Origin of the sequence: Streptomyces canus (assembly GCF_001514145.1) — a bacterium.
GTDB classification, from domain to species: domain Bacteria; phylum Actinomycetota; class Actinomycetes; order Streptomycetales; family Streptomycetaceae; genus Streptomyces; species Streptomyces canus.
Genome location: NZ_KQ948660.1, coordinates 89,727 through 114,538 on the forward strand (window position 1 = coordinate 89,727; position 24,812 = coordinate 114,538).

The window sequence follows — 24,812 nt, forward strand, 5'->3', positions numbered from 1 at the left end:
GGGTGTAGCGGGTTCTACGGAGGTGGCGGCGACGTATGACGAGCATGTCGAGGGCGAGGACGGCCAGGCGGATCGCGGCCGGCGCCGCGTACGGCGGCGGCGGAATCGGTCTGGTCGGCGCGGCGGCCATGGGGCTGCTGCTGGCGGAGGTGCGGCTGGCCAGGCGGCAGGTGGGCAACGGCACGACGCCGCACGTCCCGCAGGCCGAGGGCCGGTACGGCCACGTCTACGCCACCGTCGGCGAGCCGCCCCTGCGGCTGGTGATGCTGGGAGACTCCACGGCCGCGGGTCAGGGGGTGCACCGGGCGGGCCAGACGCCGGGCGCCCTGCTGGCGTCCGGCCTGGCGGCGGTGGCGGAGCGCCCGGTGGAACTGCGTAATTTCGCCCTCCCCGGCGCCACCTCGGACGACCTGGACCGTCAGGTGGCGCTGACGCTGGCGGACCCCGAGCGGATCCCGGACGTCTGCGTGATCATGATCGGCGCGAACGACGTCACGCACCGGATGCCGGCGACGCGTTCCGTGCGCCATCTGTCGTCCGCGGTGCGGCGGCTGCGCACGGCCGGTGCCGAGGTCGTGGTCGGCACCTGTCCCGACCTGGGCACGATCGAGCCGGTCCAGCAGCCGCTGCGGTGGCTGGCCCGCCGGGCCTCGCGCCAGCTGGCGGCCGCGCAGACGATCGGCGCGGTGGAACAGGGCGGCCGCACGGTGTCCCTGGGCGACCTGCTGGGCCCGGAGTTCGAGGCGAACCCGCGGGAGCTGTTCGGCCCCGACAACTACCACCCCTCGGCGGAGGGCTATGCGACGGCGGCGATGGCGGTGCTGCCGACGGTGTGCGCGGCCCTGAGCCTCTGGCCGGCGGACGAGGACCGCCCGGACGCCTCCCGCCGCGAGGGCTTCCTGCCGGTGGCGCGGGCCGCGGCGGAGGCGGCGTCGGAGGCGGGCACGGAGGTCGCGGCCGCGATGCCGACGGGCCCGAAGGGGCCTTGGGCCCTGCTCAAGCGGCGGCGCAGGCGGCGGGTCAAGGAGACGGAGCCGTCACCCACCAGCGCGACGGGCGTCCAGTGACGGGGCACAAAGCAAGCGCTTAGACAAAGGTCACACCGCCATCCCCGTGACCCAGCCCATACGTACGGGTAACTTCCCAATCAGCCACGACCCGAAGACCGAAGAACACCCTCGTACTCCCACCCGCCACCCGACCACCGCCCCTCAACGAGGCGCTACGCGCCACCCCTTCTTGTTTGGAGCCGTGATGCCCGAAGCCGTGATCGTCTCGACCGCCCGCTCCCCCATCGGCCGCGCCTTCAAGGGCTCCCTCAAGGACCTGCGCCCGGACGACATCACCGCCACGATCATTCAGGCCGCCCTCGCCAAGGTCCCGGAACTGGACCCCCGCGACATCGACGACCTGATGCTCGGCTGCGGTCTGCCCGGCGGCGAGCAGGGCAACAACCTCGGCCGGATCGTCGCCGTACAGATGGGGATGGACCACCTCCCCGGCTGCACGGTCACCCGCTACTGTTCCTCCTCGCTCCAGACCAGCCGCATGGCTCTGCACGCCATCAAGGCCGGCGAGGGCGACGTGTTCATCTCGGCCGGTGTCGAGATGGTCTCCCGCTTCACCAAGGGCAACTCCGACAGCCTCCCGGACACGCACAACCCCTGCTTCGCCGAGGCCGAGGCCCGCACCGCCGCCGTCGCGCAGCAGGAGGGCACGACCTGGCACGACCCGCGCGAGGACGGTCTCGTCCCGGACGCCTACATCGCGATGGGCCAGACCGCCGAGAACCTCGCCCGCTCCAAGGGCGTCACCCGCCAGGACATGGACGAGTTCGGCGTCCGCTCGCAGAACCTCGCCGAGGAAGCCATCAAGAACGGCTTCTGGGAGCGCGAGATCACCCCGGTCACGCTCCCCGACGGCACGGTCGTCTCCAAGGACGACGGCCCCCGCCCCGGCGTCACGCTCGAAGGCGTCCAGGGCCTCAAGCCGGTCTTCCGCCCCGACGGCATGGTCACCGCCGCCAACTGCTGCCCGCTCAACGACGGCGCCGCCGCGCTCGTCATCATGAGCGACACCAAGGCCCGCGAGCTCGGCCTCACCCCGCTCGCCCGCATCGTGTCGACCGGCGTCTCCGGTCTCTCCCCCGAGATCATGGGTCTCGGCCCGGTCGAGGCCAGCAACCAGGCCCTGCGCCGCGCCGGCCTCACCATCGACGACATCGACCTGGTCGAGATCAACGAGGCGTTCGCCGCCCAGGTGATCCCCTCCTACCGCGACCTCGGCATCGACCTCGACAAGCTGAACGTCAACGGCGGCGCGATCGCCGTCGGCCACCCCTTCGGCATGACGGGCGCCCGCATCACCGGCACGCTCATCAACTCCCTCCAGTTCCACGACAAGCAGTTCGGTCTGGAGACCATGTGCGTGGGCGGCGGTCAGGGCATGGCGATGGTCATCGAGCGCCTCAGCTGACGGAACGTATCCAACCGGCAACCCGGTGCCACCCTTTGGCCCAGAACCGAGGAAACTCCAAGGTTCTGGGCCGATTTGTGATCCAATCTCCCCCAGGATGTGACCTATATCGCTCGCGCCGGAATTTCCGCAGGTCACGCCCTTCCACCACTAAACCCCGGACCCAAAGACCTGTCCGATTCGTGACGTTACGCACTGACAGCTGGATAGTCCGCCCTTCAAGCTGATGTAGGAAGTCGGGGGTCGACTTTGAAACCGGGAGTACGTCAGTGAGCGCCATGCCGATCGCCTTGTTGGTCACCACGGCCGCCACGGGCGCCGTGGGCGTCGCCGTCCTGCGCACCCTCATGGTGTTGCGGCGACAGGTCGCCGCCCTGCACGCCGAGCTCGCCAGGAACAACACCGCCCCCGTACGAGGCTTCGTACCGGCCGCCCGCCCCGCCGCTGACGTCGACGAGATACGCGCCGCCGTGGCTGAGGCCCTCGCCGAGGAACGCGAGCGTGAACTCGCCGAGGCGCGGGCCTTCTGGGCCGCCCAGGAGGCACGTGACGGCTCCGACGCACCCTCGCTGCTCGGACTGCCCGACAGCGACCTGTTCCTGCCCCGGCAGGCCGATTTCGTGGGCCTTGAGCCGGTGTCGGAGCCTTCGGCCGACGCGGACGAGTTCGCCGGCGGTACCCCCGGGGACAGTCCCGAACTGGCCGCGGCCCGTCGCCGCCACCCCTCCCACCCGGACTTCGTCCCGGTGGGCTCACCGGTGGTGGGCGACCACGAACGCACGGTGGCGACCCTGGAGGAACTGGCCGCCTCCGGCACCGAACTGGCCGACGTCCGCCCGGGCCCCCTCGGCACACTGGACGTCTACGTCTTCGCCGACGGCACGACCCTCTGCATGACCCCGGGCCACCGCGAGACGGCCGAGCGCCTCTCCGCGGCCCTGCGCGCGGGCGAGACCCCGGTGCTGCTGGGCGGCTCGGGCGTCTCGGGCGCGTACACGCTGACGTTCGCGTGCGGCGAGGAGAACGTCTACATCCTGGCGGACCGGGTCATAGCCTCCCTCTAGGAGTCACACTCCGGCACGCTGCTGGGCCTGTGCCACCAGTTCCATCGCTTCTTCCACTTGGCTCTCGTCCGTCAGGACGAGAGCCAAGTCATGCACGGCCACGGTGATCTGGTCGGCGGCGGCGAACATGCCCGCGTCCGGCATCTCGCGAAGGTCGGTCCCCGGCTCCTCCAGAACCTGCGTCCGACGGGCGAACTCCCGGGCCAGTCCCAGCGCTTCGGCGGCGGCGCCCCGTTGCAACCGGCTCTGCGGCGCGGCCCGCAGACGGTCGGCGAAGTGGTCCACAGCCCGGGTCAGACGCGATGTATCAGCCACCCGGCAACCGTACGCGTCGCACCGGGACTGTTGCCAACAGGCGAACGCTCAGGCACGGTGACCTGAAGGACCGGCTTACATCCCCTTTGCGTCCGGAGGCGCCGATGTCCCACGTCCTCTCCGAGGAGACCCACCGCAACCTGCTCGCCCGCATCCCCCACTGCACCGGTCGTGAAGTCTCCGACTGGCTCCGCACCGTCGACGAAGGCCCCGCCCTCTTCCGCTTCGAGGAAAAGGTCAGCTGGCTCCGCCACGAACACAACCTCGCGTACGGCCACGCCAAGGCGATCATCCACGAGTACGACCTGAGGAGGGCCGCGCGCAGGTACTTCTGAGCTGCGCACATGCCGAAGGGCCCCCGGTCGGAACCGGGGGCCCTTCGCCGTACGACCGTCGAGGACTAGTCGTTGCTGTTGAGGATCGCGATGAGCCGCAGGAACTCCATGTAGATCCACACCAGCGTCAGCGTGAGACCGAACGCGGCCAGCCACGCCTCCTCGCGCGGGGCGCCGTAGGCGATGCCGTCCTCGACCTGCTTGAAGTCGAGGGCCAGGAAGCACGCGCCGAGCAGGACGCCGATGATGCCGAACAGGATGCCGAGGCCGCCGCTGCGGAAGCCGAGGCCGTCACCGCCGCCGAAGGCGGCGAACAGCAGGTTGACCACCATCAGCAGCATGAAGCCGAGCGCGGCCGCCATCACGAAGCCGTAGAACCGCCGGTTCACGCGGATCCAGCCGGCCTTGTACGCCACCAGTACCGCGGCGAAGACCGCCAGGGTGCCGATGACGGCCTGCATGGCCGCACCGCTCGCGATGCGGTTGTCGACGATGCTGGAGATGACGCCGAGGAACACGCCCTCGAACGCGGCGTACGACACGATCAGCGCGGGCGTGGCCGTGCGCTTGAAGGACTGCACGAGCGCCAGGACCATGCCGATCACCGCGGCACCGATACCGATGCCGTACGAGCGGCCGATGTTGGCGTCGTCGACGGGCAGCAGCGCCCAGGCGAGCGCGGCCGTGACGATCAGGATGCCGAGCGTGGTGCCGGTGCGCATGACGACGTCGTCCATCGTCATCCGGCCGGTGGTCACCGGGGTCTGCGGCGGTGCGCCCTGCTGCAGGTCCTGCTGGGCATAGGGGTTGGTCGCGTACGGGTTGCCCTGCGGCTGCGCGTAGGGGCTGCCCTGCGTGCCCACGGCTGCGCCCCCGGCCTGCGGCGCGGTGTTGAAGCCCGCGTAGCCGTTGTCGCGGCTGAACCCCCGTCGCGAGAAGACCGGGTTGCTGCTCCTCATTTCACTCCTCCATGGCCACCGTCTGTGGACCTTGCCCTCAAGAGTAATGGGTAGGCAAAGGAATGACCCTAGTGCTTGAGGAGGATCTTCCCTCGATGTGCTGGCCAACACGCTACGCGTACGCGTGATTCCCGGCACCGGAGGGGCCTCACCCGAAGGGGAAGCCGGTGTACCCCTCGGCGAGGTCGGTCTCGGCGGCCCGCGAACCGGCGATCCGCTCCAGCCGGGCCAGCTGCATCCGGTCCTCGAAGGGAGTGGCGTCGGGTGCCCGGTGCAGGAGGCTCGTCATGTCGTACGAGAACCGTTCGGCCTGCCACACTCGGCGCAGGCAGGTCTCGGAGTACGCGTCGAGGCGTTCGGCCGAACCGGTCTCCTTCCGGTGCGTCAGCGCCCTCGCGAAGGTCACGACGTCCCCCACGGCGAGGTTCAGGCCCTTGGCGCCGGTGGGCGGGACGATGTGCGCCGCGTCGCCGGCGAGGAAGAGACGGCCGTGGCGCATGGGCTCGTGGACGTAGGAGCGCATGGGGGTGACGGACTTCTGGGTGATCGGGCCGCGCTCCAGGGTCCAGTCGTCGTCCGTCTCGAAGCGGCGCTCCAGCTCGTCCCAGATCTCCTCGTCCTCCCAGCTCCCGGCATCCGTGCCCTCGGGCACCTGGAGGTAGAGGCGGGAGACGGACGGGGAGCGCATGGACAGGAGGGCGAAGCCGCGGTCGTGGCGGGCGTAGACGAGTTCGTCGTGGGAGGGCGGGACGTCGGCGAGGATGCCGAGCCAGGCGAAGGGGTACGCCCGCTCGAAGACCTTGGTCAGTTCGGCGGGGATCGCTTTCCTCGCCACGCCCCAGAAGCCGTCGCAGCCGACGACGTACTCGCACTCCAGGACGTCCTCGCGGCCCTCGTGCCGGAAGCGGACGCGCGGGGTGTCGGTGTCGGCGCCCTCGACGGCCAGGGCCTCCGCCTCGAACAGCAGGGGGCCGCCGTCCTTGAGCTGGAGGGCGATGAGGTCCTTGCAGACCTCGGTCTGGGCATAGACCATCACGGAGCGGCCCCCGGTGAGGGCGGGGAAGTCGACGCGGTGGCGCTTCTTGTCGTGGCGCAGCTCGATGCCGTCGTGCGGGAGTCCCTCGCGGTCCATGCGCTCCCCGGCGCCGGCCGCGCGCAGCACGTCGACCGTGCCCTGCTCCAGGATCCCGGCGCGCTGGCGGTGCTCGACGTAGGCGCGGTCGCGGCTCTCCAGGACGACCGAGTCGATGCCGGCGTTGTGGAGGAGCCGGGCGAGGAGGAGACCGGCGGGGCCGGCTCCGATGATGCCGACGGTGGTACGCATCGGGCGTTCCCTTCGGAGACCTTCATGTTGTTCGTCTGGTGAAATTTATTTCACTTTCGTGTGCCGAGTCTGCGCCGGGAGTCTGCCGATGTCAACGGTCTGTGCGGCCGCCGGGCCCGCGGAAGGCTGCCGCGGGCCCGGCGGCCGGACGGGTCAGCGGCCGGGCCAGCCGTCCAGGTGGCGGTGCATGGTGACGTCGTCCTGCGCGTCGCCCTTCGGGGCGTCGGCCACGGCGTCCTGGAGGACGGTGTTGACCTCGGCGGCCAGGGCGTCGGCCCGGGTCCGCAGGTCGGCCGCGGGGATCCGGGAGCGGGTCAGGCTGTCCAGCCGACGGTGGATGTCGGCGAGTTGGCGGCGGTGGTCGGAGTCGAGGGTGAGCGGGGTGGGCGTGGAGACCACGAACTGGTAGGCGCCGGCCAGGGTCTGGCAGCCGGTGCAGCTCTTGTTGGTGGCGTCGCTGAGGTTCACGGCGTTCAGGCGGGTGTGCTCACCCGCCATGGTGACGATCTGGAAGGACAGCGCGACCGAACGGCAGGCGTCGTCGGCGGTGCAGCCCGACGAGACCGCGTTGGCCTGGTTGCGCACGGAGGCGGCGTTCACCTTGCCGAACTGCCGGATGGTGAACGAGTCCTTCTGCTCCGTGTGGTCGAGACGGTCGGCATGACTGAAGACATGGTCCGACGCGACGGCGACCTTGGTCGCCCCGCCGGTCGCGGCCTGCGCCGGCACGGCGGTCGCCACACCGGCGACACCGGCGGCGAACAGCCCCACGCGAACGGCACGCCGGGTGAACGGGGTGGAGGTACGGGGTTTTCGGTGGCTGTTCAAGGGAGCTCCCTGAATGGATGGATGAGTACGGATGCGGGGGGCGGCAGTGGCGGCCGGACCGGCCGGGGTGCTCAGGACGCCCCAGGTGAACCGCTGGCCGGCGGTGGGGACGAGGCCTCGGTGGGTGAGGGCGGGATGCTTTCCGACGGGGTCGGGGGCGAGGCGGGGGTGGAGGGGCCCGCTCCCGTGCCCGGGGACGACGGCTCCGGGGCCGCCGATGTGCCCTGCGTCGGGGACGCGGGCCCGCGGGAGGAGCCCCCGGTCGCCGAGCCCGGTGCCGTCGCGGACGACGCCGGTGAGGCGGAAACCGACGCGTCGGTGGATGCGGAGGTGGGAGCACCGGAGCTGGTGGAGCGCCCCGCCGCCGAGGGTGGAACCGCGCCGGGGCCCGTGCCCGCCGGGTCGTCCGAGGCGTCCTGGTCCGAGGTCGAGGCGTTGCCGTCAGGTGTCGTGGCCTGGCGGGGCTGCGGTTCCTCCGTCGACACCCCGGGCTGCAGGATCGGTGCGATCGGGGGCTTCTTCGGCAGCGGCTGGGGCGTCAGTCCGGACGTCCATGCGTAGCTGAGGCCCGTCAGTCCGGCGAGGAGCACCGCGCACAGCGCCACCCGCAACCGGGGCCGCCCCGCCGTGGACTTCTTCGCGGCACGGACGATCCGCCCGCCGATCTTCACGGTGAGGTAGACGACACCACCCATGGGGATCAGCAGCATCAGACAGCCCAGTACGCCGACGAGCCCGTCGACGAGCTTCCCGTCCGCGAAGGCCGACCCGGTGCCGGAGAACTGCTCGACCATGGACCGGGTCATCGTGGCGATGATCCTGGGCAGGTTCCACAGCCCGTAGCCCAGCTCGCCGATGATCAGCGGCACCATGGTCAGCACCCAGGTGGCCACGATGATCCGGGCCGACTTCTTCAGCCCGGCGACCTCCCTGCGCGCCGCCCGCCCCTTCCTCCCCGGTACCAGGCTGAGCAGGATGGGCTTGATCTTGCCGTAGAGGTCCGGCACTCCGGCGAGGTCGCCCAGGATGTAGTAGCCGTCGAGACGCACGGCCGGCATCAGCTGCTCGAGGATCTCGAAGTGGCCGAGATAGACCGCGGCCAGGAAGAACGGCTCCCCCGTGGCGAAATACAGCCCGGCCATGCCGAGCATGAAGACCACGTTGAAGTAGACCCCGCCCAGGTCGGTCCTGATCCGCCCCCCACGCCCGATCCGGTAGACGTCGGTGACATCGGTGTACATCGACGGCCAGATGAGAAAGATCCCGCAGCCGATGCACCCGGGCCGGGCGCCGCCGTATCTGCACGCGGAGGCGTGGCCGAACTCGTGGAAGACGAGGGAGGCCACCGTCAGGAGGAAGACGACCAGGATCAGCACCGGCTGGTCGAGGACCTCCAGGACCGGCTCGATCGCCCCGTAGAACCCGAACAGCCACACGTCCATGGCCACGGCCGACAGCAGCACGACCGCGACCACGACCGGCCGGTGCAGCCAGGCGAACATCCCGGCGACCCGGGCCGCGCGCCGCTCGTTGAAGATGACCCGGTGCCCCTTGAGGGCGAGCAGCAGGTCGGAGCGCGGTGCGTCGACCTCGTCGCTCTCCTGGCCCTCGGGAACTGTCACCCCGAGCGGTTCGAGTTTCTTCTCCACCAGGTAGCGGATGTTCTCGCCGCTGACCTCGCGGCCGAATCTCGCGCTCACCCGGTGGGCGATCGACTCGGTGTCGCGTACGCCGTCGACGGACGACGCCACGAGATACAGCAGCCGTGACAGCTGCACGACCTGCCCGTCCCCCCGGCGGGCGATGTACTTGGGCTCGGTGAAGCCCGATCCCTGGTACTCCCCGTGCAGTCGCAGTCCCGCGCTCAGCCGCGGCACCAGCGGCGCTTCGACGACCGGCAGGCTGCCGGTGGCCACCTGCTCGTACGTCACCGGCCAGCCGCCGGGCCCGGGCACCGGCCCGGGGTCGTACAGCGTCGGGGGCCCGTCTCCGAGCACTGTCATATGTGGTCTCCCCCCACGTCCCGCTTCCCCCCTTGCATGGCCGTCGGGGTGGACCGCACCGCTGGTACGGGCGGTCCACCCCGACGGCCGTGGTCAGGCCGGCGCTACTGCTTGACGACGATCGACTGCGAGGCCTGCGACTCGGCGACCGAGTACGAGGAGTGGTCGTTGAGCGCCGCGGACTGGTTGTCCGCCTGGATGTTGGCGATGTGCTTGGTGACGTTGGTCGTCTTGTTGAAGCTGAACTTCAGACGACCGAGGGCCTCCCGGCCCGGCAGCAGCTCGGCGGACTCGGTCTCCAGCTCGTGCATGTCCATGCTCATGACGGACGTCCTTTCAGGTGATGTGGATCGGGTACGAGGTGGTGCGCGGGTGTTACTGGGTGACCGTGATGCTCTGGCCCGCGCTGGAGGCGGCTGCCGACGCGAAGGAGTGGTCGTTGACGGCCAGGGACGAGTTGTGGGCCTCGACGTTGGCGATGTGCTTGGTGACGTTGGTCGTCTTGTTGAAGCTGAACTTCAGACGACCGAGGGCCTCGCGGCCCGGCAGCAGTTCCGCGGACTCGGCCTCGAGCTCGTGAGCGTCCATCATGATCAATTCCCCCTCAGGGATGGGCATTTCCGGTCGGACCGAGTCAGGTTCCCCCCACACTCTGTCCAACCTGGTCGGACGTGCTGTCCAACGAGATTGGACACTAGGGCCTGGCGGGGCCGGTGCGCAACCCGTTCGGGGAATCACCCTTTCGGCGGCGGGAGGGGCCGCCCGTAGAATCGGCTGCGACATGGACGGTTCCGCCGAGCGGCGAGCAGGAAGTGACCCACCCGTGGCCAACGCACTGCAGCAGTTGATCCGTGAGCGCCTGGACCGCAAGGGCTGGTCCTACGGCGACGTGGCGCGCCGCGGCGGCATCCCGCGCTCCACCGTCCACCACCTGGCGACCACCGACCGCGTCGTCCGCATGCCCCAGTCGACCACCCTGGAGGGCCTGTCCAAGGGGCTGGAACTGCCGTTGGACACCGTCCGCCGCTCCGCCGCCGAGGCCTGCGGCATCCATGTGTACGGCTCACCGGCCGGCCAGGACCCCGAGGGCACGACCCGCCCGGCCGACCCCGAGGTGGACCTGCTCATCGCCAGCCTCCAGAAACTCTCGGCCGACGACCGCCGCCACGTGACCGCACTCGTGGAGTCCCTGCTGGACCGCACCCCGAAGAAGTAACCACCCGCCCGGGCCCGAGCGTCGCCCTGGAGAACGGCCCCGCCCCAGGCGAGCGGCCCCCGCGCACTGACTCACCCGCGCCCTTCACGGCCCTGGCACTGCACCACGCAATCGGCCACCCGGGCGCCGGCTCACCCCGCGGACGCGCCCTTCACGGCCCCGACGCCACGCGAGTGGCCGGCCGACACCCCACCCCACCTCACGCCAAGCGGGCGCCCGAGCCGACCCACCCCGAAAGCGCCCCTCCGGTCCCCTGCTCCGCACCACGCGAGCCCCCGAGGGACGACCCGCACCGGCAAACACCGCCCGACACGCACCCCGGACCGCACGAGCACACGGCCCTCCCCAGGGAGCGACCTTCCGGGCCCCGCCCCCGCACCACGCCCCCGGAGGCCCACCCCGCACCACGCACCCTCCCGGCCGCACGCACAACCACCCGGGACCCCGGCCCACCTCGCGCCCCCACCACCCCACCCCTGGCCAAGGAAGTGACCGTCCGGAAGCATGTCCCGGCGGTCCGCGACCGCGGATGTTCACTCTTCCGTGGAGTCGGAAAAAGAATTTCGACTGTGGCCGAAAGCACCGCATTCCCCCGCTAGTCTCTCGTCCTGCCCGAGGAGCGAGAGCCGCACGACCCCGGGCTCCCAGGGGGGAATGTGTTGTTCGTGCATGGCGGGCCGGCCACGGCCGTGGTCCGCGGGCCCGCCGGTGAATCGGTCGTTCTGCTCTCCGGCGAGCTGCCCGAGGTACTGACCGATCAGTCAGTGACCGACCTCGTGGAACTGGCCGCCGCCGTCCTGGACGCGGACGAGCTGCCCCTGTTCCACACCTGTCTGAGAACACTGCGCCGCGACGGCATGCGCGCCGGCCGCCGGATCGAGATCGACGGCGCCGTACTGACCGTCTACGAGGGTTGACGGCGGAGCGCCAGCCCACGCGTGAGAACTCACTGCGTGGGCGGGAAAGTGCCCGGAGCCGGACTTGAACCGGCACGCCCGCGAAGGGGCAGCGAGGTTTAAGCTCGCCGTGTCTGCATTCCACCATCCGGGCAGGCCATGGGCTCCGCGTCGAAGGTCCGAGCCTATCGGGGTGCATCCCCCGAACTGCGGACGGGCGGACCGATGTTGTCTTATTTTATTGACGTCTGAGGGTGCATCAGGCCACGGAACACGCCATCCGCACTTGCCAATAGCGTTACGTGGGACACCTGGCCGTGCATGCGGAATGACGGAATTTCACCGCCCGAACGAGGACGCTCCACCTGTTCTCTGCACTTGCCCCGATCAGGGGCCGCCGTCATCCCCAGGTATGACACCGAGCGGCGCGGTCCCTCCGAAGTCTGCCTTCGGAACCAGAACTGCGGCTGACTACACGGCGCGCTGCGGCCACCACGATGGAAGACGTCCTTCAACGATGTCGTCCCGCTAGGAGTTCCATCCCGTGACCACCACACCCGTCGCCGGCCGGACCACCACCGTGGCCGCGCGCGCCACGGATCTGTCGAAGATCTACGGACAGGGCGAGACCCAGGTGGTCGCCCTGGACCGGGTCACCGTCGAGTTCCACCAGGCCGAGTTCACCGCGATCATGGGCCCCTCCGGCTCCGGCAAGTCCACGCTGATGCACTGCGTCGCCGGCCTCGACACCTTCTCCTCCGGTTCGGTCCGCATCGGCGAGACCGAGCTCGGCTCCCTGAAGGACAAGCAGCTGACCAAGCTGCGGCGGGACAAGATCGGCTTCATCTTCCAGGCGTTCAACCTGCTGCCGACCCTGACGGCCCTGGAGAACATCACCCTCCCGATGGACATCGCCGGCCGCAAACCGGACAAGCAGTGGCTGGAGTCGGTCATCCAGATGGTCGGGCTGCGGGACCGCCTCAGCCATCGGCCCGCCCAGCTCTCCGGCGGCCAGCAGCAGCGCGTCGCCGTCGCCCGCGCACTGGCGTCCAGGCCCGACATCATCTTCGGCGACGAGCCGACCGGAAACCTCGACTCACGCTCCGGCGCCGAGGTGCTGGGCTTCCTGCGCAACTCCGTTCGGGAGCTGGGGCAGACGGTCGTCATGGTGACGCACGACCCGGTGGCCGCGGCGTACGCGGACCGGGTGGTGTTCCTCGCGGACGGCCGGATCGTCGACGAGATGTACCAGCCCACCGCCGACAACGTCCTCGACTTCATGAAGCAGTTCGACGCGAAGGGCCGCACCTCCTGATGTTCCGCACCGCCCTGCGCAACGTACTCGCGCACAAGGCCAGACTGCTCATGACCGTGCTCGCCGTCATGCTCGGCGTGGCGTTCGTGTCCGGCACACTCGTCTTCACCAACACCATCTCCGAGGCCTACCAGAAGAGTTCGGCCAAGGGCTTCGACCAGGTCGACGTGGCCGTCACCGCCGAGTCCCGGGAGGACAAGGGCAACACGATCGGGAAGAACCCCGACCTGACCCAGGCGCTGCTCGAGAAGAGCGCCGGGGTTCCGGGGGCCTCGAACGCCATCGGTGTCGTCAGCGGTTTCACCGCCATCGCCGACAAGGACGGCAAGCTCATCGGCGGCGGCTTCCAGTCGCAGGGCGGCAACTACTACGGGGACAAGGACCCCCGGTACCCGCTGTCCGAGGGCGCCGCACCGCACGGCGCGAACCAGGTCGCGATCGACTCCGAGACCGCGAAGCGGGCCGGCTACAAGGTCGGCGACACCGTGCGCCTCTCGGTCGACGGCCCGGTCCTGAAGCCGGTCGTCACCGGCATCTTCACCACCGACGACGGCAATGTCGCGGCCGGCGGCAGCCTCGCCCTCTTCGACACGGCCACCGCCCAGAAGCTGTTCGGCAAGCCGGGGACGTACGACGAGATCGACGTGAAGGCGGCCTCCGGTACCTCCCAGACCGCGTTGAAGGCCGCGCTGGACAAGGCGCTTCCCGCGGACCTGGTGGAGACCGAGACCGGCAAGGAACTCGCCGACGAGCAGGCCGAGATGATCTCGTCCTCCATGAGCGGTCTCAAGCAGGGACTGCTGGTCTTCGCGGGCATCGCGCTCTTCGTCGGCACCTTCATCATCGCGAACACGTTCACCATGCTGGTCGCCCAGCGCACCAAGGAGCTGGCGCTGCTCAGGGCGGTCGGCGCGTCCCGCAGGCAGGTCACGCGGTCGGTGCTGATCGAGGCGTTCGTGGTGGGCCTGGTCGCCGCCGTGACCGGGCTCGTGGCCGGTATCGGCATCGGCGCCGGGCTCAAGTCCCTCATGGGCACGCTGGGGGCGACGGTCCCGGACGGGCCGCTCGTCATCACGCCGGGCACGGTCGGCGTGGCCCTCGCGGTCGGCGTCCTGATCACCATGCTGGCGGCCTGGCTGCCGGGCCGCAGGGCGGCGAAGATCCCGCCGGTCGCGGCGATGAGCAGTGTGCACGCGAAGGCGACGACCAAGTCGCTGGTGCTGCGCAACACGCTGGGCGCGCTGTTCAGCGGGGCCGGTGTCGCCGTCATCCTGGCGGCCACCACCATGGACGGCTCGGACGGCCAGGCCCCCATGGGCATGGGCGCGGTCCTGCTGATCATCGGTGTCTTCATCCTCACCCCCCTCCTGTCCCGCCCGCTGATCGCGGCCGCGGCACCGCTCCTGCGCGTCTTCGGCATCTCCGGGAAGCTGGCCCGCCAGAACTCGGTGCGCAACCCGCGCCGTACGGCCGCCACCGCCTCCGCGCTGATGATCGGGCTCACCCTGATCACCGGTATGACGGTGATGGCGGGCAGCCTGCAGAAGTCGATCGACAAGATGGCCTCGGCTGCCGTCAAGGCGGACTACGTCGTCTCCATGGCCAACGGCAACGAACTCTCGGCGGACGTCGAGAAGAAGCTGGCGAAGGTCGGCGACGTCACCGCCGTCAGCCCGCTGCGCAACGCGGCCTCCCGTATCGACGGCCATACCGAGTACCTGACCGGCGTCAACGGCTCCGCGATCGGCGAGCTGACCGACCTCAAGGTGGACGACGGCGCGTTCAAGGTCGGCGGCAGCCAGGTGGTCGTGGACCAGGACCGGGCCAAGTCCTTCGGCTGGAAGGCGGGTTCGACCTTCACCGTCCACTACGAGGACGGCAAGGCGCAGAAGCTCACGGTCGCCGGGGTCTACGAGGGCAACGAACTGATCAGCGGCATCATGCTCGACACCGCGACGCTCAATCCGCACCTGAGCGACCCGTCCGACATGCAGGTCATGCTGAAGACGTCCGACGGCGCCTCCGCCACGACCAAGGACAAGCTGGAGAAGGCCCTCGGCTCCAACCCGGCCATCAAGGTCCAGGACAAGAAGGATCTGTCCGACTCCATCGCGCAGATGTTCACGCTGATGCTGAACATGCTCTACGGCCTGCTCGCCATGGCGGTGATCGTCGCGGTCCTCGGAGTCATCAACACCCTCGCGATGTCGGTGTTCGAGCGCTCCCAGGAGATCGGCATGCTCCGTGCGATCGGCCTGGACCGCAAGGGAATCAAGCGGATGGTCCGTCTGGAGTCCCTGGTCATCTCCCTGTTCGGCGGGGTGCTGGGCATCGGCCTGGGCGTCTTCTTCGGCTGGGCGGCCGGTGAGCTCCTCGGCACGAAGATGGCGACGTACGAACTCGTCCTGCCCTGGGCCAGGATGGCGGTGTTCCTGCTGCTGGCGGCAACGGTGGGCATCCTCGCCGCCCTCTGGCCGGCCCGCCGGGCGGCCCGCATGAACATGCTGGCGGCGATCAAGGCGGAGTAAGACCGAGCAGCCGTACGGCACGAGGGGCCCGCCACTCGGCGGGCCCCCTCGTTCATTGGCCGACGCCCCGGACCTGGCCAACCTGCCGGGCATCGATCAGTTCCCGATGTGGGCCGAGCTGTACGTCGAGCACGAGTGCGAGGCCATCGCCCTGTCCTGGTACGACGCCCGCCCCGCCGACCGGCACGGGATCCGCGCCCGGCAACCAGTCGCACCAACCACTCCGGCCGACCTGCGCACCACGCAAGACCGAGCAGCCCTACCGCACTTGGGACCCGCCGCTCGACAACGGGCCACCCATTCCTCCCCAGCGCCCCGCCGACCGCAGCGGAATCCGCGCACCGCGCCCGGTCACCGACCCGTCGCACCAAGCACTCCGGCCGACCTGCGCACCGCGTAACGCCGCGCAGCCATACCACCGTTGGGGCCCGGCAACGAGCCCCTCCTTCCTGCCCCGGCGGGGCCGCCCGCGCCGCCGTCACGGATGGCGATGTCCGGCGGCTCCCCCGGGAGTCAGTTCCAGGTGCGGGATCTCAGCGGTAGCCCGGACGCGCCGGATTCGGTGGTTCTGACGGCGAGTACCTGGTTGACGCCGATGCGGTTGCGTTCGAAGGCGAGGGCGCTCGCGGCCATGTACAGCCGCCATACACGGGCCCGCCCGGGCCCGGCGAGCCGGACCGCGCGCTGCCACTGCGCCTCCAGGTTGGTGACCCAGCGGCGCAGGGTGTGGGCGTAGTGCTCGCGGATCGACTCCACGTCCCGCACCTCGAACCCGGCCCGCTCCAGCATGGTCACGGTGGTGCCGAGAGGAGCGAGTTCGCCGTCGGGGAAGACGTAACCGTCGATGAACTCGTCGAGGTCGTACGCCGACTCGTCGCGGTGCGGGCGCCGGGCGATCTGGTGGTTGAGGAGCCGTCCGCCGGGCTCGAGGAGCTTCAGCAGGACCTCGGCGTACTCCAAGTACCGTTCCGCACCGACGTGTTCGGCCATGCCGATGGAGGAGACGGCGTCGTACGGTCCGTCGCTGACGTCCCGGTAGTCCTGCACCCGGATCTCGACCCGGTCGGTGAGCCCCTCGTCGGCGACGCGCTTGCGGGCGTAGGCCGCCTGCTCCTGGGAGAGGGTGATGCCGACGACGCTCACGCCGTACTCGCGGGCGGCGTGGATGGCCATGGAGCCCCACCCGCAGCCCACGTCGAGGAGTCTCTGCCCGGCCCGCAGATCGAGCTTGCGGCAGACGAGGTCGAGCTTGTCGCGCTGGGCGCGCTCCAGGGTTCCGTCGGGTTCGGGTGCCTCCCAGTAGGCGCACGAGTACACCATCGACGGTCCGAGGACGATCTCGTAGAAGCCGTTGCCGACGTCGTAGTGGTGGCCGATGGCCCGCTTGTCGCTGCGCCTGGTGTGCAGATGGCCGCGGGCCCGGCGGATCTCCTCGGGCGGCGGGGCGGGCGGCAGCGGTGGTCCGGCGAGGGCGACGAGCCCGCGGACGGCGGAGCGCACCTCGGGGTCGCGCAGTGCCTGGAAGAGGGTCCTGGCGTCCTCCCCGCGCTCCCACACGAGCCCCGAGATCAGGTCGAGGGCGGTGTAGAGATCACCGTCGATGTCCAGGTCTCCCGTGACCCACGCGCGGGCCAGCCCCAGCTCACCCGGCTTGAACAGCAGTCGGCGCACGGCACGCCGGTTGCGCACGACCAGCGCGGGCGCGTCGGGCGGGCCGGCCTCCGAACCGTCCCAGGCGCGGATCCGCACCGGGAGTGGCACTCCCAGCAACTGTCCGACGAGGTCCCTGAGCCGCAGCGCGGCATCTGCCATGGCGTACACCTCCGTGACGAGGATCCCGGAATTGTCCACCTGGGTAAACAGCGGCATGCCGGGGCGCAGTCCCTTCTGCGGGTTACGTCCGGGAAAAAACATGCAGCAACCACGTACACCCGGTGGGCGCGGGAACGCCGAAGGACCTCCCGCACCACGGATGGCGGGAGGTCCTTCGGGGTGGATCAGCGACCGGAGCCGGTCAGGAGGCCTTCGCCTCGGTCTTCTTCGGCTCGGCGGCCGGCACGGGCCTCGCGGCCTCGTAGAACTCCTCGCGCGGGTGCTCCATCGCGCCGAGGGAGACGACCTCGCGCTTGAGGAACATACCGAGGGTCCAGTCGGCGAAGACGCGGACCTTGCGGTTCCAGGTCGGCATGGCCAGACCGTGGTAGCCGCGGTGCATGTACCAGGCGAGACGGCCCTTGAGCTTGATCTTCATCTTGCCCATGACGATCATCGCGACGCCCTTGTGCAGGCCGAGCCCCGCGACAGCACCCTTGTTGGAGTGGCTGTAGTCCTTCTGCGGGAAGCCCCGCATCCCGGAGATCACGTTGTCGCCGAGGACCCGCGCCTGGCGCAGCGCGTGCTGGGCGTTCGGCGGGCACCATGCGTTCTCGACCCCGGCCTTGCGGGCGGCGACGTCCGGGACCTGGGCGTTGTCGCCCGCGGCCCAGATGTAGTCGGTGCCCGTGACCTGGAGGGTCGGCTGGGCGTCGACGTGGCCGCGCGGGCCGAGCGGGAGGCCGTAGCGGGCCAGGACCGGGTTCGGCTTGACGCCGGCGGTCCACACGACGGTGCTGGAGTCGACCTCGAGGCCGTTCTTGAGGACCACGTGGCCGTCGACGCAGGAGTCCATCGACGTGGAGAGGTAGATCTCCACGCCCCGGCTCTCCAGGTGCTCCTTGCCGTACTGGCCGAGCTTGGGGCCGACCTCGGGCAGGATCTTGTCGGCGGCGTCGACGAGGATGAACCGCATGTCCTCGCGCGAGACGTTGGAGTAGTACTTGGCCGCGTCGCGGGCCATGTCCTCGACCTCGCCGATGGTCTCCGCACCCGCGAAGCCACCGCCGACGAAGACGAAGGTGAGCGCCTTGCGGCGGATCTCCTCGTCGGTCGTGGAGTCGGCCTTGTCGAGCTGCTCAAGCACGTGGTTGCGCAGGCCGATGGCCTCCTCGATGCCCTTCATACCGATGCCCTGCTCGGCGAGGCCGGGGATCGGGAAGGTGCGGGAGACCGCGCCGAGCGCGATCACCAGGTAGTCGAAAGGCAGCTCGTACGCCTCGCCGACCAGCGGGGCGATCGTGGCGACCTTGCGGTCCTGGTCGATGGTGGTGACCCGGCCGGTGAGAACCTCCGCCTTGGGCAGCACGCGTCGCAACGGGACGACGACGTGGCGCGGGGAGATGTTGCCGGCGGCGGTTTCGGGGAGGAAGGGCTGGTAGGTCATGTACGACCGGGGGTCGACGACCGTGACGGTCGCCTCGCCGTAGCGCATCTTCTTGAGAATGCGCCGAGCTGCGTACAGGCCTACGTACCCACCGCCTACTACGAGGATCCTGGGACGCTCCGTGGTGCTCATGCCATCGAGTATCCACCCGCCCCAGGGGGGTCGCTCGTGCGCCCCTTCACAAGCTCTTGCAGAGGGTGTGTTATCCTCCGCGACTCGCGTGATCCAGGTCATGGCGCCAGAGGGGAACCACCGTGTAGGGCGACCCGTTGTCAATGCCGCGTGAGCTGCCTCTCTGCGCCGGAAGCCCTCCTGTGAGAGGGCCGTGCAATCCCCTCGCACACCCCTCGCCCGAGGTCCGCATCCCCCCGTTTTGAACGTGTTCACAGGGGTGTTGGGACCCCGGAAGGGTCAACCGGGCCAGATTCGTCGTCCGACAGGGCCCAATTCCTTGTGAAGAACTTCACGAACTTTCCCGGCGACACGTCAGAGAGGGGCCCCGAAGGGCCCCCCGCACGCGCTCATTCGTTGTTCTCCCTGCTCAGCAGAGGTGCTCGGCGGAGTCCTACGCGACCGACCACGCGATGCCGTCGAGGATGTCGTGCTCGCTCACGACGACCTCCTCGGCGCCGATCCGCTCCATGATCGACAGGAGGACGAGGGCCCCGGCGGCGATGACGTCCACGCGCCCGGGGTGCATGGAGGGCACGGCCGCGCGCTCGGCGTGGGTGGAGTGCAGCAGCCACTCGGTGATCTCACGGACGCGGTCGCGGGAGACCCGGGAGTGGTGGATGGCCTGCGAGTCGTACTCGGGCAGCTCCTGCGCGATCGCCGACACGGTGGTGACGGACCCGGCGAGCCCCACGAGCGTGCGCGCCTCGCGCAGCGGGACGGTCTCCTCCGCCAGGTCGAGAGCTGCCTCGATGTCGGCCCGCATGGCGGCGATCTGCGCGCCGGTGGGCGGGTCGCTGACGACCCCGTCCCGCACGAGGTGCCGCTCGGTCATCCGCACACAGCCCACGTCGACGGAGCGTGCGGCGCGCACATGGTCGTCGCCCACCACGAACTCCGTCGAACCACCGCCGATGTCCACCACGAGGTAGGGCCTGGCCAGGTGGTCGCTGCCCTTGAGCTCCTTGGTCGCCCCGGTGAAGGAGAACTCCGCCTCCTGGTCCCCGGAGATGACCTCGGGCTCGACCCCGAGGATGTCGAGGACCCCGCGCACGAACTCGTCCCGGTTCTCCGCGTCCCGGGAGGCGGAGGTGGCGACGAACCGCAGCCGCTCGGCCCCGTGCTCCTTGATGACCGCCGCGTACTCCCGGCACGCGGCGAACGTCCGCTCCAGCGCCTCGGGGGCGAGCCGCCCGGTCCGGTCGACGCCCTGCCCGAGCCGCACGATGGTCATACGACGGTCCAGCTCGACCAGTTCGCCGGTCTCGGGGTCGCAGTCGGCGACGAGGAGACGGATGGAGTTCGTACCGCAGTCGACGGCGGCGACGCGGGTCACTGGGCGTCCTCCTCTGCGAGGGACACGCAGGCGCCCTTGCGCCACCACTCCGGCAGCATCGCGATCGCCTCGTCGCCCAGCGGGTTGACGCCCGGGCCCGCGGCGAGCGAGTGGCCCACCAGGACGTGCAGGCACTTCACCCGGTCCGGCATGCCGCCCGCGCTCGGGAAGCCCTCCAGCACCTCGATGGCGTCACGGCGGGCGAGGTAGTCCTCGTGCGCGGCCCGGTACGCCGCCGCGAGCTCCGGGTCGGTCTGCAGCCGCTCCGTCATCTCCTTCATGACGCCGTTCGCCTCGAGGGTGCCGATCGCCGAGGCGGCGCGCGGGCACGTCAGGTAGTACGTCGTCGGGAAGGGCGTGCCGTCGGGGAGGCGGGGGGCCGTCTCCACCACGTCCGGCTGACCGCAGGGGCAGCGGTGCGCGATCGCCCGCAGTCCGCGCGGCGGCCTGCCGAGCTGCTGCTTGAAGGCCTCGACGTCCGCGTCGGTCGGCTCGGTTCGCGGAGTGGAGGGCGGAGGCGTTTCCATGCCTGTCTTTCTATCGGTCCATCGGTCGGTTCACTGGTCGGAGGCGTCGGACTTGTCGACCCCGTCCCAGACGTTCGCGTACCAGGGGCGGTCCGCGGCCCCGAGGTCGGTGTGCGACTGCTTGGCCGCGTTCGGGTCGACCACGATGAAGCCCGTCTCGCCCGGCATCACGTAGTGCAGCCGCTGCCGGATCTGCTGCTCGGCGTAGGAGTCGTCCTGCCAGCGCGCCTTGAGGTCGCGCAGCCTCTCCACCCGCTCGGCGGCCCGCGCCTTCTCCCGCTGCAGGTCGGCGATCTCGGCGCGCTGGGAGACGTACTGCCTTATCGGGTACGCCAGCGCCACCACCAGCGTGCACAGCACGAGCGCGAGCAGCGCGGCCCGGCCGGTCAGCCGGGAGCGGCGGGCCTGTCGCTTGGTCTGGGAGCGGTAGACACGGGCCGCGGTCTGCTCGCCGAGCAGTCTGATCCTGGTCGCGGTGGAGAAACGGTCCCGGTCCTTCACAGCCATCGGCTTCCGCCTCCCCTTCTACGTGCGTACGTCCCCGCACACGGTACGGGACCGGTACGGGGACGTACGTACGACTGGCGAAGGCTTAGCCCTGTACGGGTCAGCCCTTGAAGCGCGGGAACGCGGAGCGTCCGGCGTACACGGCCGCGTCGTCGAGGATCTCCTCGATGCGCAGGAGCTGGTTGTACTTGGCGACGCGCTCGGAGCGGGCCGGGGCGCCGGTCTTGATCTGGCCGCAGTTGGTGGCCACGGCGAGGTCGGCGATGGTGACGTCCTCGGTCTCGCCGGAGCGGTGGGACATCATGCACTTGAAGCCGCTGCGCTGGGCGAGCTCGACGGCGTCCAGGGTCTCGGTGAGCGAGCCGATCTGGTTCACCTTGACGAGCAGCGCGTTGGCGGCGCCGTCGTCGATGCCGCGGGCCAGGCGCTCCGGGTTGGTGACGAACAGGTCGTCGCCGACGATCTGGACCTTGTCACCGAGCTTGTCGGTGAGGACCTTCCAGCCGGCCCAGTCGTCCTCGAACAGCGGGTCCTCGATGGAGACGAGCGGGTAGGCCGCCACGAGCTCCTCGTAGTACTCCGTCATCTCGGCGGCGGAGCGGTCCTTGCCCTCGAACTGGTACTTGCCGTCCTTGTAGAACTCGGAGGCGGCGACGTCGAGCGCCAGGGCGACCTGCTCGCCGGGGATGTAGCCGGCTTCCTTGATGGCCTCGAGGATGAGGTCCAGGGCGGCGCGGTTGGACTCCAGGTTCGGCGCGAAGCCGCCCTCGTCACCGAGGCCGGTGGACAGGCCCTTGCTCTTCAGGACCTTCTTGAGGGTGTGGTAGACCTCGGTGCCCCAGCGCAGGGCCTCGGAGAAGGACTCCGCACCGATCGGGGCGATCATGAACTCCTGGATGTCCACGTTGGAGTCGGCGTGCGAGCCGCCGTTCAGGATGTTCATCATCGGCACCGGCAGCAGGTGCGCGTTCGGGCCGCCCAGGTAGCGGAAGAGCGGGAGGTCGCTGGCCTCGGAGGCGGCGTGGGCGACGGCGAGGGAGACGCCGAGGATGGCGTTGGCGCCGAGCGAGCCCTTGTTGTCGGTGGCGTCCAGGTCGAACATCGCCTGGTCGATCAGGCGCTGCTCGGTGGCGTCGTAGCCGACGAGCTCCGGGCCGATCTGCTCGATGACGGCCAGGACGGCCTTCTCGACACCCTTGCCCTGGTAGCGGTTCGGGTCACCGTCGCGGAGCTCGATGGCCTCGAAGGCGCCCGTGGAGGCGCCGGAGGGGACGGCGGCACGACCCGTGCTGCCGTCGTCGAGGCCGACCTCGACCTCGACCGTGGGGTTGCCTCGGGAGTCCAGGATTTCCCGGGCTACGACGACGTCGATGGACGGCACGAGCATCTCCTTCTTGGGGTGTGACACGGTCCGCCGGGACCGCGGTGGGTTCTGCGAGACCGAGCCTAACCGGCTCCGGGGGATCGGCCACCGTGTGGACCGCCCCGTGGACAGAACCGAGAGTAAATTGTTTCTGAACTGAACAAAGACGTCCCGCGGCGGCACATGAAAAACCCCGCTCCGGTGCGTACGGGGGAACACGCACCGGAGCGGGGAGCCCGTGGGGACGGGGGGGGACCCTCACGAGGCCTTCATCATGAAGGACACGGATGTGAGGGCGCTGTGGTTCGGCTGGGTCTTACTTCAGGTGCAGCTGCTGGCCCGGGTAGATGAGGTCGGCGTCGGTGATGATGTCCTTGTTCAGCTTGAACAGCTTCTGCCAGCCGCCCTTGACGTCGTGCTTCTCGGCGATCGAGCTGAGGGTGTCACCCTTGACGACCTTGTACTCGCCGTCGCCCTTCTTGACCTTCTTGCCGGTCGGGGTGGTGACGGTCTTCTTGGCCGCCGGGCGGTCGGTCGAACGGGAGGCGCTCTGCTCCTCGGTCGAACGGCTGCTCGTGTTCGAGGAGCTGTTGGACGAGGACGAGCTGCTGCCGCCGCTGTACGTGGCGCTGGACAGGCCCGTGCCGCAGACCGGCCAGGCACCCTTGCCCTGCGAGGCGAGGACCTTCTCGGCGACGGCGATCTGCTGGGACTTGCTGGCCTGGTTGGCCTGCGCGGCGTACTGCGTGCCGCCGTACGCGGCCCAGGTGGAGGCGGAGAACTGCAGACCGCCGTAGTAACCGTTGCCGGTGTTGATGGACCAGTTGCCGCCGGACTCGCACTGGGCGACGGTGTCCCACTCGGAGGCGGTGGCGGCGGAGGCGTTGCCGGCCGCCATCAGCGGGGCGGCGATGGCGACACCGGTGACACCGGCAAGCGCGGCGGCGCGGGTGGCCTTGGACGGACGACGGTGCTTGCCCTTACCGGAAAACAGCATGGTGGATCCCCTCACCGACGCCTGCGAGGTGAGCTGTCGGGTTCGGGCCGGTTGAGTTGCCCGGTCGCACACCCTGCGGTGCGCGGCTTCACCCCAAGCCGGTCCAGCGTGAACTGCTGGGCCCGGCGCTTACCTTGGGTCCCCCGCTCCTGCCTACGGCGCTTGACGCGACGACTGTTCCCGTACGGCCGCTGGCAGGATTCGGCGTTGCGACAGACGGGGCTCGGGTTGCCGAGCGGTCACGACCGTAGACACGCGTTCGGCGGAATTTCAAAGACGATCAGGGCTTCTGAGACTCATCCCACACTTTCACCAAAGTGGACATTAGGTGCGAAGTGTGACGTGAACTCCCGCTGTTTTTCTGGGCTTTTCAGCCCTATTCAGCCCCTGTGTCGAGCGTCTGACCGGCGACGATGTTGCTCGGATCGACCCCGATGCGGTCCTTGTTCTCGGCGTAGAGGGCGCGCCATCCGCCGTCGAGGCCAAGGGAGTCGGCGATGGAGGCGAGGGAGTCGCCCTCCTGGACGGTGTAGGTGCGGTCGGCATGGCGGCCGGCCGCGGAGGAGGCCGCGCTCTTCGTCGCATTCTCCTCGGCGCTGCCGCCCCGGTGCTTGCCGGAGCCGAGGGCGCCGACGTCCACGAGGGCCGAAGAGCTGCCCTCCTGCCACGACTTGTCCGCTTCGTCCTCTTCTGGGCTCACCACGGGCGAGATATCCGAGGGCTGCGCTTCTTCCGTGGCGGAGCCCTCGGAACCCGAGGAGTTCTTTTTGTCCGACTTGCCGGAACCATCGTCACCGCTGGAGGGCGTGGCCGACGGCGACGGAGTCGCGGACGAACCGTCCAGCGCGCCGAGCAGACCGGAAGACTCCTCGGAGCCCGACGAGTTGGAGGAACCGGAGGAACCGGAAGAACCGGATGATTCCGACGAGCCGGACGCCGAGGCCGAGGGCGTCCCGCTCTCCAGGCCCGTGTCGACATCGGCCGAGCTCGAGTCCTTGCTGAGACCGTTGAGCAGACCGCAGGTCGGCCACGCGGCGATGCCCTGGTCCGCGAGGAGCTTCTCGGCCACGGCTATCTGCTGGTTGCGGCTGGCCAGGTCCGCGGTCTTGGCGTATTCGAGGCCGCCGTACTTCTCCCAGTTCTCCTGGGACATCTGGAGGCCGCCGTAGTAGCCGTTGCCGTCGTTCGCGCTCCAGGAGCCGCCGCTCTCGCACTCCGCGACCCGGTCCCAGGTGGTGCCGGTGGCGGCGCTCGCTCCGGTCGCCCCGAGCAGTGGGATCGCGATGGCGGATCCCGTCACACCGGCCGCGATGAGGAGAGCCGGAGCCTGACGGGGGCGACGGTGACGACCGTTCCCGGAGAGCATGAGGGGACCTTTCCCGAGAGAGCAGGGA

Annotated in this window: 24 protein-coding genes, 1 tRNA gene and 1 riboswitch; of the genes, 9 read left to right on the forward strand and 16 right to left on the reverse strand. The window is 69.8% G+C overall.

The features are described from left to right. Nucleotides 1-35: 35 nt before the first annotated feature. The 3 genes from AQJ46_RS17180 (at nt 36) to AQJ46_RS17190 (ending at nt 3,539) form a co-directional block, all read left to right on the forward strand. Nucleotides 36-1,067 (forward strand): SGNH/GDSL hydrolase family protein, encoded by a 1,032-nt coding sequence (locus tag AQJ46_RS17180; RefSeq protein ID WP_059206429.1) that lies wholly within the window; start codon nt 36-38, stop codon nt 1,065-1,067. Nucleotides 1,068-1,254: 187 nt separating this feature from the next. Further along, on the forward strand, nt 1,255-2,475 hold the full coding sequence (locus tag AQJ46_RS17185; protein WP_059206430.1) for an acetyl-CoA C-acetyltransferase: 1,221 nt from the start codon (nt 1,255-1,257) through the stop codon (nt 2,473-2,475). Nucleotides 2,476-2,744: 269 nt separating this feature from the next. Beyond that, the gene (locus AQJ46_RS17190) at nt 2,745-3,539 is read left to right on the forward strand and encodes a hypothetical protein (RefSeq protein WP_059206431.1); all 795 of its coding nucleotides are present in this window, start codon (nt 2,745-2,747) and stop codon (nt 3,537-3,539) included. Nucleotides 3,540-3,542: 3 nt separating this feature from the next. On the opposite strand, the gene AQJ46_RS17195 is transcribed toward AQJ46_RS17190, so the two are convergent. Next, nucleotides 3,543-3,854, reverse strand: coding sequence for a hypothetical protein (locus tag AQJ46_RS17195; protein ID WP_079072314.1), 312 nt, complete (start codon nt 3,852-3,854; stop codon nt 3,543-3,545). 104 nt (nt 3,855-3,958) lie between these two features. Between AQJ46_RS17195 and AQJ46_RS17200 the strand changes: the two genes are divergently transcribed. Beyond that, entirely contained in the window at nt 3,959-4,189 is a 231-nt protein-coding gene (locus AQJ46_RS17200) for a DUF4287 domain-containing protein (RefSeq protein ID WP_007382546.1), read from the forward strand. Between the two features lie 65 nt (nt 4,190-4,254). Here AQJ46_RS17200 and AQJ46_RS17205 read toward each other — a convergent pair whose 3' ends face one another. From AQJ46_RS17205 to AQJ46_RS17230, 6 genes are all read right to left on the reverse strand, one after another. Further along, nucleotides 4,255-5,148 carry a Bax inhibitor-1/YccA family protein gene (locus tag AQJ46_RS17205; RefSeq protein WP_059206433.1) on the reverse strand — a complete coding sequence of 298 codons (894 nt, stop codon included), beginning with the start codon at nt 5,146-5,148 and terminating at the stop codon, nt 4,255-4,257. A gap of 148 nt (nt 5,149-5,296) precedes the next feature. Next, nucleotides 5,297-6,472, reverse strand: a complete 1,176-nt coding sequence (locus AQJ46_RS17210) for a 4-hydroxybenzoate 3-monooxygenase (protein ID WP_059206434.1) — start codon at nt 6,470-6,472, stop codon at nt 5,297-5,299. Between the two features lie 153 nt (nt 6,473-6,625). Further along, nucleotides 6,626-7,300 carry a hypothetical protein gene (locus tag AQJ46_RS17215; protein WP_059206435.1) on the reverse strand — a complete coding sequence of 225 codons (675 nt, stop codon included), beginning with the start codon at nt 7,298-7,300 and terminating at the stop codon, nt 6,626-6,628. Nucleotides 7,301-7,371: 71 nt separating this feature from the next. Next, the gene (locus AQJ46_RS17220; RefSeq protein ID WP_059206436.1) at nt 7,372-9,303 is read right to left on the reverse strand and encodes a zinc metalloprotease; all 1,932 of its coding nucleotides are present in this window, start codon (nt 9,301-9,303) and stop codon (nt 7,372-7,374) included. Nucleotides 9,304-9,407: 104 nt separating this feature from the next. Beyond that, nucleotides 9,408-9,626, reverse strand: coding sequence for a hypothetical protein (locus AQJ46_RS17225; RefSeq protein ID WP_007382551.1), 219 nt, complete (start codon nt 9,624-9,626; stop codon nt 9,408-9,410). Nucleotides 9,627-9,678: 52 nt separating this feature from the next. Further along, a complete protein-coding gene (locus AQJ46_RS17230; protein ID WP_225886303.1) occupies nt 9,679-9,894 on the reverse strand; it encodes a hypothetical protein in 216 nt (71 codons plus the stop codon). Between the two features lie 232 nt (nt 9,895-10,126). On the opposite strand from AQJ46_RS17230, the gene AQJ46_RS17235 reads away from it, so the two are divergent. Next, nucleotides 10,127-10,519 carry a helix-turn-helix domain-containing protein gene (locus tag AQJ46_RS17235; RefSeq protein WP_059206437.1) on the forward strand — a complete coding sequence of 131 codons (393 nt, stop codon included), beginning with the start codon at nt 10,127-10,129 and terminating at the stop codon, nt 10,517-10,519. Between the two features lie 656 nt (nt 10,520-11,175). Beyond that, complete coding sequence (locus AQJ46_RS17240) at nt 11,176-11,436, forward strand: hypothetical protein (RefSeq protein ID WP_225886304.1); 261 nt, start codon at nt 11,176-11,178, stop codon at nt 11,434-11,436. 49 nt (nt 11,437-11,485) lie between these two features. Here AQJ46_RS17240 and AQJ46_RS17245 read toward each other — a convergent pair. Beyond that, a tRNA-Leu gene (locus AQJ46_RS17245) sits at nt 11,486-11,569 on the reverse strand. A gap of 390 nt (nt 11,570-11,959) precedes the next feature. Here AQJ46_RS17245 and AQJ46_RS17250 point away from each other — a divergent pair. Genes AQJ46_RS17250 through AQJ46_RS59035 form a run of 3 tightly spaced genes read left to right on the forward strand, consistent with a single transcriptional unit; the run spans nt 11,960 to nt 15,658 of the window. After that, nucleotides 11,960-12,730, forward strand: a complete 771-nt coding sequence (locus AQJ46_RS17250) for an ABC transporter ATP-binding protein (protein WP_057610363.1) — start codon at nt 11,960-11,962, stop codon at nt 12,728-12,730. Next, nucleotides 12,730-15,258 (forward strand): ABC transporter permease, encoded by a 2,529-nt coding sequence (locus AQJ46_RS17255; protein ID WP_059206438.1) that lies wholly within the window; start codon nt 12,730-12,732, stop codon nt 15,256-15,258. The genes AQJ46_RS17250 and AQJ46_RS17255 overlap by 1 nt, the downstream gene beginning before the upstream one ends. A 55-nt stretch (nt 15,259-15,313) precedes the next feature. Next, the gene (locus AQJ46_RS59035; RefSeq protein ID WP_079072315.1) at nt 15,314-15,658 is read left to right on the forward strand and encodes a hypothetical protein; all 345 of its coding nucleotides are present in this window, start codon (nt 15,314-15,316) and stop codon (nt 15,656-15,658) included. Nucleotides 15,659-15,771: 113 nt separating this feature from the next. Here AQJ46_RS59035 and AQJ46_RS17260 read toward each other — a convergent pair whose 3' ends face one another. From AQJ46_RS17260 to AQJ46_RS17295, 8 genes are all read right to left on the reverse strand, one after another. Beyond that, nucleotides 15,772-17,070 carry an SAM-dependent methyltransferase gene (locus tag AQJ46_RS17260; RefSeq protein WP_059206843.1) on the reverse strand — a complete coding sequence of 433 codons (1,299 nt, stop codon included), beginning with the start codon at nt 17,068-17,070 and terminating at the stop codon, nt 15,772-15,774. A gap of 202 nt (nt 17,071-17,272) precedes the next feature. After that, entirely contained in the window at nt 17,273-18,649 is a 1,377-nt protein-coding gene (locus AQJ46_RS17265; protein ID WP_059206439.1) for an NAD(P)/FAD-dependent oxidoreductase, read from the reverse strand. Between the two features lie 433 nt (nt 18,650-19,082). Next, a complete protein-coding gene (locus AQJ46_RS17270) occupies nt 19,083-20,024 on the reverse strand; it encodes a Ppx/GppA phosphatase family protein (RefSeq protein ID WP_059206440.1) in 942 nt (313 codons plus the stop codon). Beyond that, a complete protein-coding gene (locus AQJ46_RS17275; protein ID WP_057610367.1) occupies nt 20,021-20,551 on the reverse strand; it encodes a DUF501 domain-containing protein in 531 nt (176 codons plus the stop codon). Before AQJ46_RS17275 ends, AQJ46_RS17270 begins: the two co-directional genes overlap by 4 nt. A gap of 30 nt (nt 20,552-20,581) precedes the next feature. Further along, nucleotides 20,582-21,058, reverse strand: a complete 477-nt coding sequence (locus AQJ46_RS17280; RefSeq protein WP_059206441.1) for an FtsB family cell division protein — start codon at nt 21,056-21,058, stop codon at nt 20,582-20,584. 100 nt (nt 21,059-21,158) lie between these two features. After that, nucleotides 21,159-22,445, reverse strand: a complete 1,287-nt coding sequence (gene eno / locus AQJ46_RS17285) for a phosphopyruvate hydratase (protein WP_057610369.1) — start codon at nt 22,443-22,445, stop codon at nt 21,159-21,161. A gap of 292 nt (nt 22,446-22,737) precedes the next feature. Then, nucleotides 22,738-23,418 carry a LysM peptidoglycan-binding domain-containing protein gene (locus tag AQJ46_RS17290; RefSeq protein WP_059206442.1) on the reverse strand — a complete coding sequence of 227 codons (681 nt, stop codon included), beginning with the start codon at nt 23,416-23,418 and terminating at the stop codon, nt 22,738-22,740. 3 nt (nt 23,419-23,421) lie between these two features. Further along, a riboswitch (cyclic di-AMP (ydaO/yuaA leader) is annotated at nt 23,422-23,589 on the reverse strand. Nucleotides 23,590-23,794: 205 nt separating this feature from the next. Further along, nucleotides 23,795-24,784, reverse strand: a complete 990-nt coding sequence (locus AQJ46_RS17295) for a LysM peptidoglycan-binding domain-containing protein (RefSeq protein WP_059206443.1) — start codon at nt 24,782-24,784, stop codon at nt 23,795-23,797. Nucleotides 24,785-24,812: the final 28 nt, after the last annotated feature.

Coding starts and splice junctions, on each gene's coding strand:
- AQJ46_RS17230 (WP_225886303.1), bottom strand. CDS start 9,894: ATGATGGACGCTCACGAGCTCGAGGCCGAGTCCGCGGAACTGCTGCCG.
- AQJ46_RS17295 (WP_059206443.1), bottom strand. CDS start 24,784: ATGCTCTCCGGGAACGGTCGTCACCGTCGCCCCCGTCAGGCTCCGGCT.
- AQJ46_RS17185 (WP_059206430.1), top strand. CDS start 1,255: ATGCCCGAAGCCGTGATCGTCTCGACCGCCCGCTCCCCCATCGGCCGC.
- AQJ46_RS17220 (WP_059206436.1), bottom strand. CDS start 9,303: ATGACAGTGCTCGGAGACGGGCCCCCGACGCTGTACGACCCCGGGCCG.
- AQJ46_RS17280 (WP_059206441.1), bottom strand. CDS start 21,058: ATGGCTGTGAAGGACCGGGACCGTTTCTCCACCGCGACCAGGATCAGA.
- AQJ46_RS17205 (WP_059206433.1), bottom strand. CDS start 5,148: ATGAGGAGCAGCAACCCGGTCTTCTCGCGACGGGGGTTCAGCCGCGAC.
- AQJ46_RS17275 (WP_057610367.1), bottom strand. CDS start 20,551: ATGGAAACGCCTCCGCCCTCCACTCCGCGAACCGAGCCGACCGACGCG.
- AQJ46_RS17290 (WP_059206442.1), bottom strand. CDS start 23,418: ATGCTGTTTTCCGGTAAGGGCAAGCACCGTCGTCCGTCCAAGGCCACC.
- AQJ46_RS17260 (WP_059206843.1), bottom strand. CDS start 17,070: ATGGCAGATGCCGCGCTGCGGCTCAGGGACCTCGTCGGACAGTTGCTG.
- AQJ46_RS17225 (WP_007382551.1), bottom strand. CDS start 9,626: ATGAGCATGGACATGCACGAGCTGGAGACCGAGTCCGCCGAGCTGCTG.
- eno (WP_057610369.1), bottom strand. CDS start 22,445: ATGCTCGTGCCGTCCATCGACGTCGTCGTAGCCCGGGAAATCCTGGAC.
- AQJ46_RS17265 (WP_059206439.1), bottom strand. CDS start 18,649: ATGAGCACCACGGAGCGTCCCAGGATCCTCGTAGTAGGCGGTGGGTAC.
- AQJ46_RS17210 (WP_059206434.1), bottom strand. CDS start 6,472: ATGCGTACCACCGTCGGCATCATCGGAGCCGGCCCCGCCGGTCTCCTC.
- AQJ46_RS17255 (WP_059206438.1), top strand. CDS start 12,730: ATGTTCCGCACCGCCCTGCGCAACGTACTCGCGCACAAGGCCAGACTG.
- AQJ46_RS17180 (WP_059206429.1), top strand. CDS start 36: ATGACGAGCATGTCGAGGGCGAGGACGGCCAGGCGGATCGCGGCCGGC.
- AQJ46_RS17200 (WP_007382546.1), top strand. CDS start 3,959: ATGTCCCACGTCCTCTCCGAGGAGACCCACCGCAACCTGCTCGCCCGC.